Origin of the sequence: Faecalibacterium intestinale, assembly GCF_040096575.1 — a bacterium.
Taxonomy (GTDB): Bacteria; Bacillota; Clostridia; order Oscillospirales; family Ruminococcaceae; genus Faecalibacterium; species Faecalibacterium intestinale.
This window is the reverse complement of record NZ_JBBMEN010000004.1, coordinates 155,838-171,463: the sequence shown is the minus strand read 5'-3', so window position 1 is coordinate 171,463 and position 15,626 is coordinate 155,838. Positions and strand designations below refer to the sequence as shown.

At 63.2% G+C, this 15,626-nt stretch carries 14 protein-coding genes; 5 read left to right on the top strand and 9 right to left on the bottom strand.

The annotated features are described in order from the left end of the window. Positions 1-22: 22 nt before the first annotated feature. The 4 genes from WMO20_RS05265 (at position 23) to WMO20_RS05250 (ending at position 4,515) form a co-directional block, all read left to right on the top strand. The gene (locus tag WMO20_RS05265; RefSeq protein ID WP_112090549.1) at positions 23-1,105 is read left to right on the top strand and encodes an FtsW/RodA/SpoVE family cell cycle protein; all 1,083 of its coding nucleotides are present in this window, start codon (positions 23-25) and stop codon (positions 1,103-1,105) included. A 179-nt stretch (positions 1,106-1,284) separates the two neighbouring features. Continuing rightward, on the top strand, positions 1,285-2,616 hold the full coding sequence (locus WMO20_RS05260; RefSeq protein ID WP_349186054.1) for a UDP-N-acetylglucosamine 1-carboxyvinyltransferase: 1,332 nt from the start codon (positions 1,285-1,287) through the stop codon (positions 2,614-2,616). Between the two features lie 86 nt (positions 2,617-2,702). Continuing rightward, positions 2,703-3,878, top strand: coding sequence for a cell division protein FtsZ (ftsZ, locus tag WMO20_RS05255; RefSeq protein ID WP_349186053.1), 1,176 nt, complete (start codon positions 2,703-2,705; stop codon positions 3,876-3,878). 79 nt (positions 3,879-3,957) lie between these two features. Further along, positions 3,958-4,515, top strand: coding sequence for a hypothetical protein (locus WMO20_RS05250; protein WP_349186052.1), 558 nt, complete (start codon positions 3,958-3,960; stop codon positions 4,513-4,515). 2 nt (positions 4,516-4,517) lie between these two features. Here WMO20_RS05250 and WMO20_RS05245 read toward each other — a convergent pair whose 3' ends face one another. Then, complete coding sequence (locus WMO20_RS05245; protein ID WP_349186051.1) at positions 4,518-4,994, bottom strand: hypothetical protein; 477 nt, start codon at positions 4,992-4,994, stop codon at positions 4,518-4,520. Here WMO20_RS05245 and WMO20_RS05240 point away from each other — a divergent pair. Next, a complete protein-coding gene (locus WMO20_RS05240; RefSeq protein ID WP_349186050.1) occupies positions 4,966-7,329 on the top strand; it encodes a diguanylate cyclase in 2,364 nt (787 codons plus the stop codon). The two genes, WMO20_RS05245 and WMO20_RS05240, sit on opposite strands and share 29 nt — an antisense overlap. A 43-nt stretch (positions 7,330-7,372) precedes the next feature. On the opposite strand, the gene WMO20_RS05235 is transcribed toward WMO20_RS05240, so the two are convergent. The 8 genes from WMO20_RS05235 to WMO20_RS05200 all read right to left on the bottom strand — a co-directional run bounded on the left by WMO20_RS05235 (position 7,373) and on the right by WMO20_RS05200 (position 15,616). Continuing rightward, positions 7,373-7,960: a hydrolase gene (locus WMO20_RS05235; RefSeq protein ID WP_112090447.1), complete on the bottom strand. Its 588-nt coding sequence runs from the start codon at positions 7,958-7,960 to the stop codon at positions 7,373-7,375. After that, on the bottom strand, positions 7,957-8,178 hold the full coding sequence (locus WMO20_RS05230; protein ID WP_015536721.1) for a YdbC family protein: 222 nt from the start codon (positions 8,176-8,178) through the stop codon (positions 7,957-7,959). Before WMO20_RS05230 ends, WMO20_RS05235 begins: the two co-directional genes overlap by 4 nt. Positions 8,179-8,279: 101 nt before the next feature. Beyond that, a complete protein-coding gene (locus tag WMO20_RS05225; protein ID WP_316539365.1) occupies positions 8,280-8,681 on the bottom strand; it encodes a hypothetical protein in 402 nt (133 codons plus the stop codon). 41 nt (positions 8,682-8,722) lie between these two features. Next, positions 8,723-11,527, bottom strand: coding sequence for an AAA family ATPase (locus WMO20_RS05220; protein ID WP_349186049.1), 2,805 nt, complete (start codon positions 11,525-11,527; stop codon positions 8,723-8,725). Further along, a complete protein-coding gene (locus tag WMO20_RS05215) occupies positions 11,524-12,666 on the bottom strand; it encodes an exonuclease SbcCD subunit D (RefSeq protein ID WP_349186048.1) in 1,143 nt (380 codons plus the stop codon). Before WMO20_RS05215 ends, WMO20_RS05220 begins: the two co-directional genes overlap by 4 nt. Positions 12,667-13,025: 359 nt before the next feature. Next, complete coding sequence (locus WMO20_RS05210) at positions 13,026-13,496, bottom strand: peptidoglycan-binding domain-containing protein (RefSeq protein ID WP_349186047.1); 471 nt, start codon at positions 13,494-13,496, stop codon at positions 13,026-13,028. Positions 13,497-13,545: 49 nt separating this feature from the next. Further along, the gene (locus WMO20_RS05205; RefSeq protein WP_349186046.1) at positions 13,546-14,181 is read right to left on the bottom strand and encodes a stage II sporulation protein R; all 636 of its coding nucleotides are present in this window, start codon (positions 14,179-14,181) and stop codon (positions 13,546-13,548) included. A gap of 73 nt (positions 14,182-14,254) precedes the next feature. Further along, entirely contained in the window at positions 14,255-15,616 is a 1,362-nt protein-coding gene (locus WMO20_RS05200) for a PFL family protein (RefSeq protein WP_374041930.1), read from the bottom strand. Positions 15,617-15,626: the final 10 nt, after the last annotated feature.

Genomic DNA, 15,626 nt, shown 5'->3' with positions numbered 1-15,626 from the left:
GCTGCTGCGGCCGCTGCCGCCCATGGACCTGCCCTTTCTGGTGCTGGTGCTCACGCTGGTAGCCTTTGGGCTGGTGATGCTGTGCAGCGCCAGCAGCGCGGTGGCACTGTACCGGCGGCAGGACGCCTTTGCCTATGTGCGGCCGCAGCTGCTGTACGCCGCCATGGGTCTGGCGGCGATGTGGATGGCCAGCCGGGTGGACTACCACATCTATCACAAGCTGGCGTGGCCGCTGCTGGCGCTCTCGCTGGTGCTGCTGACGGCGGTGCTGTTCATGCCGGAGTATAACGGCTGTAAGCGTTGGCTGGTGCTGCCGGGGCTGGGCACATTACAGCCCAGCGAGATCGCCAAATTTGCGGTGGTGCTGGTATTTGCCCATATCATCGCTCTGAACCACGACCGCATGGGCAGCTTTGCGGTGGGGGTAGTACCCTTTGCGCTGGTGCTGGGGGTGGTGGCAGTGCTCATGCTGCTGGAACCCCACCTTTCCGGCACGGTGCTGATCTTGAGTATCGGCGCGGTGCTCATGTTCGTGGGCGGCACCGGGCTGCGGTGGTTCATGCTGGCGGGGGCGGGCGGCGCTGCCGCCATCGGCACGGCCATCGTGCTCATGCCGGAGCTGGTGCCCTATGCCGCCGACCGGCTCAACTCTTGGCTCGACCCCTTTGCCGACCCGCTGGGCGATGGACACCAGACCATCCAGAGCCTATATGCCATCGGCTCCGGCGGGGCGGCAGGGCTGGGGCTGGGCAACAGCCGTCAGAAACATCTGTTCGTGCCCGAGCCGCAGAACGACTTCATCTTTTCCATCCTCTGCGAGGAACTGGGCTTTCTGGGCGCGTGTGCGGTCATTCTGCTGTTCAGTGCGCTGCTGTGGCGGGGCATCACGCTGGCGGCGCACGCGCCGGACCGCTTCGGGGCACTGCTGGTGGTGGGTTTTGTGGTGCAGGTGGCGCTGCAGGCGGTGCTGAATATTGCGGTAGTTACTAACACCATCCCAAACACCGGCATCAGCCTGCCCTTTTTCTCCTCCGGCGGCACCAGCCTGATGATGCTTCTGGGCGAGATGGGCATCGTGCTCTCGGTATCCAGGGGCGAAAGCTGATATAGACCGGCATTTCCAGCCGCAAAGGGGAAATATCGGTGCAGGAAAGCCGAAAAAAGCGGACAAATGACCGGACAAATCCCGCAGACAGCGGGAAAGCCGTTTCCGGCGCATTTCTTTGACCAAAGACCCTCGTTTTGCATACCATGGGGTATCTTTTGCAGAACGGGGGTCTTGGCATGGCTGGGGATTGGATCATTACGGGCGGACGGCCTTTGCAGGGCAGGGTGGAAGTGCCTGCGGCCAAAAACAGTGTGCTGCCGTTGCTGGCAGCAGCACTGCTATGCAGCGGGCCGGTGCGGCTGCAAAATGTGCCGCGCCTGACCGATGTGGAGGACTGTCTTGCCCTGCTGCGGGGCGTGGGCTGCACGGCGGGCTGGCAGGGCGCAGCGCTGGTGGTGCAGGGGCAGCCCATGCGCACCGACCTTGCACCGGAGGCCGCAGGCAGGATGCGGGCATCCATCCTGTTCTGTGCGCCGCTGCTGGCGCGGCTGGGGCGGGTGAACACTGTACTGCCCGGGGGCTGCCGCATTGGGGCGAGACCCATCGACCTGCATTTGCAGGGGCTGGCGCAGATGGGCGTGCGGCAGCTGCCCGCTGCGCCCGGACAGCTTACACTGTACGCCCCGGCGGGGCTGCGGGGCGCGGAGATCTGTCTTAGCTTTCCCAGCGTGGGCGCTACCGAAACGCTGCTGCTGGCCGCTGCTACGGCGCAGGGGCAGACCGTGCTGCATGGTGCCGCAAAGGAACCGGAGATCGCGGATCTTGCCGCCTTCCTCAACGCCTGCGGCGGCTGTGTGGAGGGCGCGGGTACCGACACCATCCGGGTGCAGGGAAAGCGCTGCCTTGCAGGCTGCACCTTTGCACCGGTGGCAGACCGCATCATCGCCTCCACACTGGCCTGCGCAGTGGCAGCGGCGGGCGGCCGGGTGGAACTGGCGGGCTGCGCACCCGGGCTGTATGCGCCGCTGCTGGAAATTCTGGAACAAATGGGCTGCACCGTAGAGCGTGCGCGCGATGCTGCCGCCATTTCACGGTTCGGGGCGCTGCGCGGCGCGGGAAATGTGCACACCGCACCTTATCCCGGCCTTGCCACGGACGCCGCCCCGCTGCTGGCGGCGGTGATGCTCTGCGCACAGGGCGAAAGCAGCCTGCAGGACAGGGTGTTTGAACACCGTTTTGCCTGCGCCGATGGCTTTGCGGCGCTGGGGGCAAACGTCCGGGTGGCAGAGCGCACCTTGTATGTGCAGCCCGCCGGGGTGCTGCACGGGGCAAAGCTGACCGCACCGGATCTGCGGGGCGGGGCAGCGCTGGTGATTGCGGCACTGGCTGCCCGGGGCAGCAGCCGCCTTGGCGGGGTGGAGTTTGTCCGGCGCGGGTATGCGGACCTTGACCGGCTTTTGGCGGGGCTGGGCGCACAGATTTGGCAGGAAATTCCCGCCCGGAGAGGGCTTGCGAAAAAAACACCCATGAAAAAGCAATTTTGTCTTGCAATCGGAGCAAAAAAATGATACGATACAGTTATATAAGTATCGTATGATAGTTTCTGTGCGGCTTTTGCGCAGTTCCACATAAAAATCCGATGGAGGACAAAGTTATGGCATTGATGCTCGACGAAGAACTGGACGAAAACGTTACGACGATCAAGGTGATCGGTGTAGGCGGCGGCGGCGGCAACGCCGTGAACCGCATGGTGAGCGACGGCCTGCAGGGCGTGGAGTTCATCGCCATGAATACCGACCAGCAGGCACTGGCCAAGAACCATGCCTCGGTCAAGGTGCAGCTGGGTTCCAAGCTGACCAAGGGTCGCGGTGCGGGTGCAGACCCGGAGATCGGCCAGCGCGCCGCTGAAGAAAGCAAGGACGAGATCGCCAATGCCCTCAAGGGCTCCCAGATGGTCTTTATCACCGCCGGTATGGGCGGCGGCACCGGCACCGGTGCAGCACCCGTTGTGGCCGAGGTGGCACATGATTTGGGCATCCTGACTGTTGGCATCGTTACCAAGCCCTTCTCCTTTGAGGGCAAGCGCAAGATGGGTCTGGCCGAGCAGGGCATTGCCAACCTGCTGATGCACGTTGACAGCCTGATCGTCATCCCCAACGAGCGCCTGAAGATGATCAGTCAGGAAAAGATCACCCTGATGAATGCCTTTCAGGCTGCCGACAACGTGCTGCGTCAGGGCGTTGAGTCCATCTCTGCCCTGATCAACGTGCCCGCCTTCATCAACCTGGACTTCGCCGATGTGCGCTCCATCATGAAGGATGCCGGCTACGCCCACATGGGCGTGGGCAGCGCCAAGGGTGCAGGCAAGGCCGAGAACGCCGCCAAGGCTGCTATTTCCAGCCCGCTGCTGGAGACCAGCATTGCCGGTGCACACGGCGTTATCATCAACATCACTTCCAGCCCGGACATCGGTCTGGAGGACGTGGAGACCGCCGCAGGTCTTATCACCCAGAGCGCACATCCCGATGCAAACATCATCTGGGGTACTGCATTTGATGAGAACCTGTCCGATGAGATGCGCGTGACCGTTGTGGCCACCGGTTTTGACAACAAGAGCGCCAGCGACCTGCGCAACAGCATCAACAACGCCATGGGCGGTGCACAGTCTGTGCCGTCTGCGGTGTTCAGCAGCGACACCGGTGCAACCGCAGCCCCGGCAGGCAATACCGCCCCGGCTGCTGCTCCGGCTGAAAAGAAGGCCGTGGAGGAGGAAAGCAGCGACAACCGTTACTACGATGAGCTGCTGGCCATCCTGAACAAGCGTAAGTAAGATCAGGCTACAATGGGGCTGGCAGCTGCGCCCATGCGGTCAGCGCCGGTTCCATGCAAGGTGTGCATGGGAGGGCATCATGGTGCAGACAGAGCGGGAGACCGGTGCCTTGCGCGGACAATTTGCCCGGCAGGTCACTGTACAGGCATCTGCCGCAGCTCAGGCGGAAAGCGCCCGGGCGCAGGCAGAGCAGCTGAGCCGCAAGCTGGCTGCGGCACGCGCCGAGGTGCGCCGGTATCAGACCCGGATGTTCGCCTTTGAGCGCACTCTGCTTGCCCTCAAGCACGATAATGCAGAGCTGGAGACCGCCTGCGAGCAGGCATGGGAGCAGCTGGAGCTGGCCAATGCCCGGGCAGAAAAGGCTGAAGCCGCCTGCCGCAGAGCCGAAGCTGCCCTTGCAGCCATACAGCAGACTGCCCCGGAAACACCCGCACAGCCGGATACAACCCCCGAGGTTGATCCGCAGTGCGAGGCTGCACCGGAACAGCCTGTACCGGAAACGGAAGAACTGCTCTGCGCCCCGGAACAGGCACTGCCCCCGGAGCCCGCACAGTCTGCATGGCAGCCGGAGACCCGGCTGGAGCAGATGGCCGCGGAGCTGATGGGCTGGTTCGATGCCATGATGCCCCAAGAGTAAACCTAGAAAGGACTGTTGCGTGTTTTGCGCAGCAGTCCTTTTTCTTTCTGCGTGGGACGATTTAAAATGCGCTCCGCTTTGCTTTGCGCATCATCAGCGGAAATAAGGTTTATATTTCGCGGTTGCAGCGCTCTGCGGAGCGCTGCAACCGCATTTTCACAGGAAGGGCTGTAACGACAAACGGCTTGCTTTCGAACAACGTTTGCAAAGGGTACTGTAAAAAAGGGTACTGTAAAAATTGGATTGCATTTATACAGCCGGGAATGAGAACGTTTGCAGAAAATACCGGAAAATGGCAGAAATGTTGCACGCAGCCTTGCATTTTGCTGTAAAATCCAGTAAAGTATAAATGAATGTAAAAAAAGCGGATGCCGGGCGTAAGTCCGCTGCATCCGGTCGGTGCGGACAGCGTGCCCGGAGCGGAACAGCGGCAGAAGGAGAGACATGGCCATGAACGAGAAACCGAAGATCCTGATCACGGATGATTCCGAGATCAACCGTGCCCTGCTCAAGGAGATACTGGGCGATGGCTATGACTATCTGGAAGCCGAGGACGGCGCAGCGGCGGTGGAGCAGATGCGGCAGCGCACGGATATCTCTCTGCTGCTGCTGGACCTGATGATGCCGGGCATGGATGGCTTTGACGTGCTGCGGGTGATGAAGTACCACGCATGGCTGGACGAGATCCCGGTCATCGTCATTTCGGCGACAGAGGACACCGCCAACATTGAGCGCGCCTACGATCTGGGGGTAACGGACTACATCCGCCGCCCCTTCGAGCGGATCATGGTGCTGCGCCGGGTGAAGAATGTCCTCATGCTGTACGCTAAGCAAAAGCGGCTCACCCGCCTTGTCACCGATCAGGTGTACGAAAAAGAACACAACAGCGTGCTGATGATCAGCATTCTGAGCCATGTGGTGGAGTTCCGCAACAGCGAAAGCGGGCTTCATGTCCTGCACATCCGCACTCTGACCGACCTGCTTTTGCACCGGCTGGTGCAAAAGACCGACCGTTATCAGCTGGACGAAAGCGATATCGCCCGCATCAGCACGGCCTCGGCGCTGCATGATATCGGCAAGATCGTCATCCCGGAGGAGATCCTGAACAAGCCCGGACGCCTGACCGCCGAAGAGTTTGCCATCATCAAGAATCATACTGTGGCGGGTGCGCAGATGCTGCAGGATCTGGGACAGGCTATTGTGCAGGACGAGCCGCTTTTGCAGGTGGCGCACGCTATCTGCCGCTGGCACCACGAGCGCTGGGACGGCAATGGCTACCCCGACCGGCTGAAAGGGGATGAGATCCCTATTGCGGCGCAGGTGGTGGCGCTGGCAGACGTGTACGACGCCCTGACCAGCGAGCGCTGCTATAAGCACGCTTACGACCACGACACCGCGCTGCGCATGATATTGAACGGCGAGTGCGGTGCCTTCAACCCGCTGCTGCTGGACTGCCTGCAAAAGTCCTCGGAGCAGCTGCGCACCGAGCTGACCCGCTCGGAGTGGGACCGGGGCTTCCGGCAGGAGACCCACCGCCTTTCCGAGGAGATCCTGCACCGGGAGGCGCTGCCCCGGGAGAACCACTCCCAGCTGCTGCTGGAGCAGGAAAAAGAGCGCACGGATTTCTACGCCGCCCAGTGCGGCGGCATCCGGTTCGACTACGACCTGCTGGCTGGCAGCGTGACGGTGTATGACTACCACGCCGAGCCGATGCAGCAAAAAACGGTAACGGATTTTGCACAGGGCAGGGGACTTGGCTTTTTGAACGAGCAGGATCGGCGCAAGCTTTCCAAGGCCATAAGCCGCGCCACGCCGGAAGCGCCGGACGTGGTGCTGCCGGTCATGGTGCAGCGAGATGGGAAGCCGCGGCTGCACCGGATGGCGCTGCATACTATCTGGAGCGGTGCCGGGGTGCGCCGCTGCGTGAACGTGCTGGGTCAGCTCACCGACGAGCAGCACCGCGTGGAGCATCAGGCCGAACTGCTGACCGCACTTGACCCGGAAGAGGACCCTGCCCACTTCCTGCGGCGGCTGCAGGGCATCTTTGACGTGGTGCGTCTGGTAGACCCGGGGCACCGCAAGGTGCTTACGCTGGACAGTGACGGCATCCTGACTGAAAAGCCCGGCAGCTGCCACATGGTATGGAACCGGGATACCCGGTGCGAGAACTGCATCTCGGCCAAAGCCTACGCCCGCAAGACCATCCTGAATAAGATCGAGTTCAAGGACGAGGAAGCCTACTTTGTCATCTCCAAGTACATCGAGGTAGGCGGCAGGGGCTGTATGCTGGAAATGGTCACCCGGCTGACGGATGGCCGCTGGCTGGACATGGGCGGCCACCGGCTGCTGCTGGACCGCTGCGACGGAATGGAGCGCAGCGCCTTCGTAGACCCCCTGACCGGGGCCTACACCCGCCGCTATTTTGATAAGTTCCTTGCCAGCGGCGAGATGAGCGGCGGCGTGGCGATGATCGACGTGGATCAGTTCAAGGCGGTCAACGACAGCTTTGGGCATCTGGTGGGAGATGAAGCACTGAAAACGGTGGCGGAAGCCATGCAGAACTGCCTGCGCCAGACCGATATCCTGATCCGCTACGGCGGCGATGAATTTTTGCTGCTGATGCCCCAGAGCCGCCCCAACGGGGTGGAAAGCGTCATCCGGCGTGTGCAGGACGCCGTGCAGGCGGCACGGGTGCCCAGCCACCCGGAGCTCCGGCTTTCGGTAAGCATTGGCGGGGTATGCGATGTGCAGCCCCTGACCGAAGCCATCCGTCAGGCGGACGTCCGGATGTACCGCAATAAAGAAAACGGATAACAAAAAGCGTTGCACAAAACACTGTGCAACGCTTTTTTGTTCTCTAGCGCATATTACTGGTGCGGTGCTCCATCAGGTAGGTAGCCTGCAGGTCTGCGATGTGCAGCTTGACCGCCAGCGGGTACTTGTCGTAGGCTTCCGAGATGGCAAAGCAGCCGCCCCGGGCAGCATCATCAAAGCCGCCCATGTGCCAGCGGATGGCAACTGCTTCTTCCACCTTCAGCTTCATGAACCGCTCGATGAGGAACACGCTCTTTTCGCCGTGACCGTAGGGAAACAGGTCGTCCACACTGTAAAAAGGCGCTTTCTCCCACTGTCCGGTGGCTTCATTCTTCACGTTGCGGGTGCCCAGCTTGTAGTAGTTGGCCTTGCACAGATCGTGCAGCAGGGCACAGATGGCGTAGCTCTCCTCGCTTTCACCCTCGGTAAAAAAGCTGTCGTGCAGCGCATGGTAGACGTTCAGGCTGTGCATACACAGCCCGCCTTCACAGGCTCCGTGGAAGCGGGTGGACGCCGGTGCGGTAAAAAAATCCGTCTTTTTGTCCAGCCAGTCCAGCAGCTTTTCGCTGCCCGGACGGGTGACGTGCTGCTGCCAGATGTCCAGAAACTCTGCGCGGTCGCCCCCGCTCACAGCTCCATATCCTCCAGAATGCCCTTGAGGATGGCCAGCTCGTCGTGGCTCAGGGAGATGCCCTTGCCCATGCGGGTGCCGTCCGGGGACCAGTCGCGGATGTCGTACTTGGGCTCGCCGTCGTTCCAGCTGATAAGGTTCAGCTGGCGCTCCCAGCCGCGGGGGCGCTGGCTCAGCACGGCTACACGCTGGACAACTTCGTATTTGATCTCTGCCATATTGCAAAACCTGCCTTTATGTTTGTATGCTACCATAATAAGGGAAGTGCGGCGAGATTTCAACAGGTAAACTGAAATATTTTAAAAAATTTTTGTTGCGCTCAGCCGTAAGGGGCGTCCTCGCGCCATTCCACCAGCTCCAAAACGGCGGCGGTGTCCTCGTCCGGGGCAGGGTGGCGGCTGTGCAGCTTCTGCTTTGTGCTGAACAGCCCGGGCGCGTAGTGCGCCATCACGCTGGTCTGCACGTCCCCGGCCAGAAAGGCGGCGGCGTTTTTCTGGCGGCAGGCCATGGGGGTGCCGTCAGTCATGGGAACGCCGGGCTTTTCCGGCTGCGGCAGTTCCGGCGGGGGCAGCTGGGTGCCGGGTGTGTCCGGCGCAGCCGGGGGCTGCAGGGGCATACTGCCCAGCGGCGGGGCATTGCGGGTGCTGTTTGCCTGCGGGGCGGCAGCGGTGCCGGGCTGGTTTTCCAGTTCGTGTCGGATGAAGGGCTCCAGAGAGTTCATCAAAATCACCTCCGCCCCTAGTGTGCCCCGCCAGAAGCGTTTTACACCCGCAGCTCTACGGTGGAGCCGCCGGTGCGGGCTTTGTGCACCACCACCTGCCGGTCGATGCGGTCCTTGAGCGCCCCCACATGGGAGATGATGCCCACCAGCCGGTCGCCCTCGGTCAGACCGGAGAGCACCCGGATGGCAAGCTCCAGCGATTCCTCGTCCAGCGAGCCGAAGCCCTCATCGAGGAACAGGGTGTCCAGCCGGATGCCCCCGGCACTGCTCTGTACCTCGTCCGAAAGGCCAAGCGCCAGCGCCAGCGAAGCCTTGAAGCTCTCGCCGCCGGAAAGGGTCTTTACGCTGCGGCGGGTGCCGTTGTAGTGGTCGATAACGCCAAGGTCCAGCCCGGACTGGCTGCGCTGGTTCTCTGCACCGATGCGCTCCAGCTCGTACTGCCCGGCGGTCATCTGCATCAGCCGGGTGTTGGCGTAGCGCAGAATGCGGTCCAGATAGTTCATCTGGATGTAGGCTTCCAGTTTGATCTTCTGCTTGCTGGTCAAAGTGCCGCCCGCTGTGGCAGCCAGCGCGCTGACCCACTGCCACCGGCTTTCCAGCGTCTGCCGCGCTTCGGCGGCAGCGCGGTACTGCGCCGCCGTTTTGCGGTTGGGCAGCAATTGTGCCGAAAGCTGCTTTTCCCGGCTGCGCAAAGTCTCCCGCGCGGCGGTCAGTTCGGTCTGCTGTGCGGTAAGCTCCTCGGCGCTGCGGGCGGGCAGCTCCTTTTGGGCGGCGGTCTGCTGTGCGGTCAGTGCATCCACGGCGGCTTCGGCGGCGGCAACGGTCTGCTCGGCCTGCTTCAGGCGGCGCTGTGCCGTGTCCATGCCGGTGCGCAGGGCACTGCGGTCGGCTTCCAGCTTGTCCAGTGCCGCCTGCGCGTCCGCGCGCCGGGGGTAGGGCAGGGCAGCGCGCCGCTCTGCGATCTGCCCTTCCAACGCGTCTGCGCTGGCATTCTGGGCGGCGGCGCTGCGGTCAGCTTCGGCAGCGGCCTGTTCCAGCGCCGGGCGCTGGCGGGTCTTGTTTTGCCGGTCAGCTTCCAGCTGTGCCTTGCGGCGGCAGTCAGCTTCGGCCTGTCGGCACTGTGCGGCGCAGTCTGCCTGTGCCGTCTGCAAAGCGGCGGTTTCCTCGGCCAGAACGTTGGTCATCAGGGCAAAGGTGAGGGGCACCGTGCCCTCCGGGGCGGTAAAGCGCTCCGGCAGCAGGGTCTCGGCGTCCCGCCGGAGAGAGATTTTTGCTTCGTTGGCAGCGGCAAGGGCGCTCTGGGCGGCAGCGCTGGCAGTCTGTGCCTGCCGGTCAGCCGCGGCAGCAGCCTGCCGTGCAGCTTCCACCTGCGCCTGCGTGGGCGCGGTATGGGGCAGCAGGGCGCGGGCAGGGTGATGGGTACTGCCGCACACCGGGCAGGGTGCGCCCTCGGTCAGGCTCTCGGCCAGCAGTCCGGCCTGTGCGTCCAAGAATGCCCGTTCCAGTGTATTCTGCCGGGCACGGGCTTCGTCCTGTGCGGCGGCAGCGGCGCGGTAGCTCTCCTGCGCCTTGTGGGCGCATTTGGCCTGATGCTGGCATTCCGCAAGGCGCTGTTCCAGCTTTGCCAGCGCTTCGCCGCGCTGTGCCAGCTGGGTGCTGCGGGTTTGCAGCGCCAGCAGCCGGGTGTCCGCGTCTGCCAGTGCGGAAAGTTCGGTCTCAGCGGCGGCAAGGGCAGCGTTCAGGCTGTCCAGCTGGGTGCGCCGCTTTTGTGCCTGTGCCGCTGCCAGCCGGGCGGCGTCCCGCGCTTCGGTCTGCTGGCGGCAGAGGGCGTCCAGCGCGTCATAGGCCGCAAGGGCGCTCTGTGCCTGCGTCACCTGCGCGGTGAGGGCATCCAGCTGCGCAGCGTCCCCGGCGTGGCGGTCGGCTTCGGCGCGGGCGGCGTCCAGTGCGGGCCTTGCGGCGGCAAGCTCTGCCTGCCGGGCGGTCAGCTGCTGCGCCAGCCGCTGTGCCTGTGCGGCTGCACCCAGCTGCTGCTGTACTTTGTCCAGCTGGGCTTCGGTGGTTTGCAGGGCGGTGCCGGCTTCTTCCAGCGCCGCCGCCTGCCGTGCGGTCAGGGCGTCCAGCAAAGTAAGCGCCGTTTCCGGCACGGTCTGGGCGCACAAGGCACGCAGCGCCTCGGCGTCTGGGTCCTCCGGGCTGAATTGCAGCCCGCCCAGCAGGCTGTCCAGCTTGGCGTTCTGAGCGGTGCGCTGCTGGTTCAGCGCGGCGGCTTCTGCCTGCAAACGCTCCTGCAGTTGGGCATAGCGCTGGGTGCGGAACAGCTTGCGGAAGATGCGGCTGCGCTCCTCCGTAGAAGCGTTGAGCAGCTTTGTGAACTGCCCCTGCGCAATGAGCACGATCTGGGAAAACTGGTTGTAGTCCAGCCCGATGATCTCCTGCACGGCGGCGGTCACGTCCTTTGCCTTGGTCACCGGCGGGCGGTCGTCCGGGTAGGTCAGGGTGGCATCCGCCTTTTCGGTGGTCATGCCCTCGCCCCGGGCCTTGGGGCGCTGGTACTCCGGGTTGCGGCGCACCATGTAGCGCACGCCGTGCACCTCAAATTCCAGCTCTACAAAGGTGGGGGTCTTGTCATCCACGTGCTTGCAGCGCAGCATGGAGCCCTCCCGGATGCCGCTGCTGGAATGATCGTACAGCGCATAGGTGATGGCGTCAAAAATAGTAGTTTTGCCCGCACCGGTGTCGCCGGTAATGAGATACAGCCCGCCTTTGCCCAGCTTTTCAAGGTCAAGGGTAGTCTCGGCGGCATAGGGGCCAAAGGCCGAAAGGGTCAGTCGCAGCGGTCTCATACAGTGTCGCCCTCCTTCCAGATCTCCTCGATCAGCGCTTGGCAGAACGCCGTCTGCTCGGCGGTCAGGGGCTGGTTATTCTGCAGCTGGTAGAAGGCTGCCAGATGCTCCAGCGGGGAGATGCTCTCGGTGCGCTCCGGGGCGCAGATCTCCTGCTGCTGGCGGGTGCGCTGGTTATCGTAGTCCAGCTGCATCAGGTTGGGGTAGATGACTCGCAGCCGCGCCAGCGCATCCGGTACGTCCTGCTCGTCGGTCAGGGTGATGTGCAGGTAATCGTCCACGGCGGTGCCCTCGTAGCGGCTGCGGTCGGTCAGTTCCATGTAGCTGCCCCGCAGCCCGCGCAGGTCGTGCCGGGGGGTCAGGGGCGCGGTGGTGATGTGCACCTCGCCCTTTGCACCCAGCTCCACAAAGGTGGCGCTTTTGTGCTGCCCCGCCTCCGAGAAGGAATATTTCAGCGGGGTGCCGCAGTAGCGCAAAGTCTCTCGCCCTACCTTCTGCGGGCTGTGCAGATGCCCCAGTGCCACATAATCAAAGGCATCGAACAGGGCGGCGTCCACGCTGTCCACCCCGCCCACCGAGGGTTCTTCGCTCTCGCAGGCGGCAGCACCCGCCACAAACTGATGCGCTACCAGCACGCTTCGGTGGCCGGGGTCGGGGACACAGTACCGCAGCACGCAGGCAAGGGCATCATTGTAGCTTTCAATAGGCTCGTCCGGCCAGACGTGCCGCACCATAGCGGGCTTCAAAAAGGACAGTAAGTACACATCCACCGTGCCGTGGGCATCCTGCAGGGGGATGGGCTGCGGTGCGCCGGTGAACACCGGGCTGACGTAGACCCGGCTGTCGGCCAGCAGGGCAGAGCCAAAGGCCACCCGGTCGGCAGAATCGTGGTTGCCGCTGATGGCGAACACCGGCAGCTTCCGCGCCGCCAGCTGGGTTAAAAACCAGTCCAGCAGCCGCACCGCTTCGGCAGGGGGAACGGGCTTGTCGTAAAGGTCGCCTGCCAGCAGCACGCCGTCCACAGGGGTCTCATCCAGCAGGGCTAGAATTTGTTCCAGAATATACCGCTGATCCTCCAGCATGGAAAACTCGCACACCCGCTTGCCCAGATGCAGGTCGGACAAATGCAGAAAACGCAAACAGGAACACCGCCTTTCAAAAAACGCTTTGCCCTATTATAACGCAGCCGCCGCTGCGGGCGCAACCAAGGAGAACAGAAAAAGCACCTGCAATGTCTGGAAACAATGCAGGTGCTCTTGCCTTTAGCGGGCTCGCCCTCTCCGTCTGCTCACTGCGTTCGCATCCACACTCCCCCTTTTGTCGCTGCGCGACATCTTCCCCCGGCGCGGGGGAAGTCTTTCCTCAAAGGGAGAGGCCTTGGCAAAGAGATGAATTTTGCGTGGATTGCCAAGGGCTCCCACTTTGGGGGAGCTGGCATCGCGTAGCGATGACTGAGAGGGCGAGGACGCTGACCTTGCGTAGTACCCTTTGCAAGCAATCAGAACATCTTTTCCCAAGTGGCGTAGCCCACGCTGCCGTCTGCCGTCAGACCGTTGCGCCGCTGGAACCGCTGTACGGCGGCAGCGGTGGCTGCACCGTATTTGCCGTCATCCTTCAGCCGCTCGCCCAGAGAATTAAGTTTTTGCTGCACCAGCCGCACTGTGCCGCCGGAGCAGCCGGTGTGCAGCACGATGCCGGGATAGGGAACCTTCAGCCCGTGCTTTGCGGTGTAGCGGGTGTAGAGCACGTTCCATGTGTTCTGCCCCACCTTGCCGTCCATGTTCATCTTGTTTTTCAGCTGGAACTCCTGTACGGCACGCTGGGTGCTTGCGCCGAATTTGCCGTCCGCCTTCAGCGCATCGTACCATGTGCACGCATCGCGCACGCCGTTGAGCCACGTCTGTACAAGTGCCACGTCCGGCCCAGAGGAGCCGCGCTGGAGCAGGGAATAATAACCGGGAATCGCCATAGAGGGATCCCTCCTTTCCCTCCATGCTATGCTCCGGCGGGGTGCGGCGTCACCCCGCCAGCAGCACCGTCTGCCGCCGGGCGGTCAGCCGGTGCGCCCAGTCCACCAGCCGGAACCGCAGGATGTACTGCCCGCAGACAAGGTCGTTTTCCGCAGGCAGAGCGTAGCCGCCCTGCGCAAAGCTGCACAGCCCCGGGTACAGCACACACCACCAGTTGCGCCCGCCGCCGCTGCCGATGTCGATGCGCACCGCATCGTACCGCCCGGCGGGCAGCTGACCGGTGGGGTAGCGCCGGGCGGGGAAGTACATATTCACAAGGGACACCCGCACCGGGGCACGGATGCCCTGTGCGGTCAGCGCCCGCTGCGCCGCCAGCTGAAACTGCAAAAGCCGCCCCGCCGCCCACGCCCGCGCCTCCGGTGCACTTTGCGCCGGGCACTGCTGCATCACGGAAAGCACCGCGTCCCGCACCCGGAGTTTGGCGCTCTGGTCAGCCACGGCATCGCTGGCTGCCCGGATGTGCAGCCGCAGGGTGTCGGCGCACAGCGCTGCCCCGGCATCCAGCTGGGTGCGCCCCCAGTACAGCCCCTGCAAAGCGCCGCACAGCGCAAAGCCCGCCAGCAAGCTGGCGCACAGCAGCCGCATCTGCCGGACGGAAAGCGGCTGTAAGAAAAAACGAACCATAAAAAACAGACCCCTCTTCTGGAAATGATAACCAGAGGATGGGTCTGTTGCAGCGGGGTTATACGATTTTTTTTTAGTTCTTCAACGACTGCATGGGAGCGGGCAGGCGGCCGCCGCGGTTGATGAACACCGAGGGATCGTGGCTATTCACCGGCATGATGGGACCGTAGCCCAGCAAACCGCCGAAGTCCAGCACCTCACCGGCCTTGCGGCCGATGGCGGGGATAACGCGCACGGCGGTGGTCTTGCTGTTCACCATGCCGATTGCGGCTTCGTCCGCAATCAGGGCGCTGATGACGGCAGGGGTGGTGTCGCCGGGGATGATGACCATGTCGATGCCCACAGAGCAAACGGCGGTCATGGCTTCCAGCTTTTCAATGGTCAGGCAGCCGATCTCGGCAGCGTGGATCATACCGGCATCCTCGCTGACCGGGATAAAGGCACCGGACAGGCCGCCAACGTGGTTGGAGGCCATCACGCCGCCCTTCTTCACAGCATCGTTCAGCAGGGCAAGGCAGGCGGTGGTGCCGCAGCAGCCGCAGGTCTCCAGACCCATCTCCTCCAGAATGTTGGCCACGCTGTCGCCGATGGCGGGAGTGGGAGCCAGAGAAAGGTCGATGATACCGGCGGGCACGCCCAGTGCCTTGGAGGCAAGGTTTGCCACCAGCTGGCCTACGCGGGTGATCTTGAAGGCGGTGCGCTTGACCAGCTCTGCCACCTCGTCAATGGGGGCGTCCTTGGGCAGGCGTGCCAGCGCGGCGCGCACAGCGCCCGGGCCGGAAACACCTACATGGATCTCGCAGTCCGGCTCGCCGGGGCCGTGGAAAGCACCGGCCATGAAGGGGTTATCCTCCGGGGCGTTGCAGAACACCACCAGCTTGGCAGCGCCGATGCACTGACGGTCGGCGGTCAGCTCGCTGGCCTTCTTCACGGCTTCACCCATCAGCTTGATGGCGTCCATATTCAGACCGGCCTTGGTGGCGCCGATGTTCACCGAGCTGCACACGATGTCGGTCTCGGCCAGTGCGCGGGGGATGGACTCGATCAGGCGGCGGTCACCGGCAGAAAAGCCCTTGTGCACCAGTGCGCTGTAGCCGCCCACAAAGTTGACGCCCACCTTTTTGCCGGCGGCGTCCAGCGTTTTTGCAAAGTCCACGGGGTCAGCATCCGGGCAGGCACCCAGCAGCATGGCAATAGGGGTGACGCTGATGCGCTTGTTGATGATGGGGATACCGTACTCGGCGCTGATGTGCTCCACGGTGGAGACAAGGTTCGCAGCCTTGGTGGTGATCTTGTTATAGATATTCTCGCAGGCCTTTTTGGGGTCCGGGTCGATGCAGTCCAGCAGGCTGATGCCCATGGTCACGGTGCGCACGTCCAGATTGTCCTGCGTGAACATCTCGATGGTCTCCAGGATATCCCCGGTGTTAAACATACTCATAGCG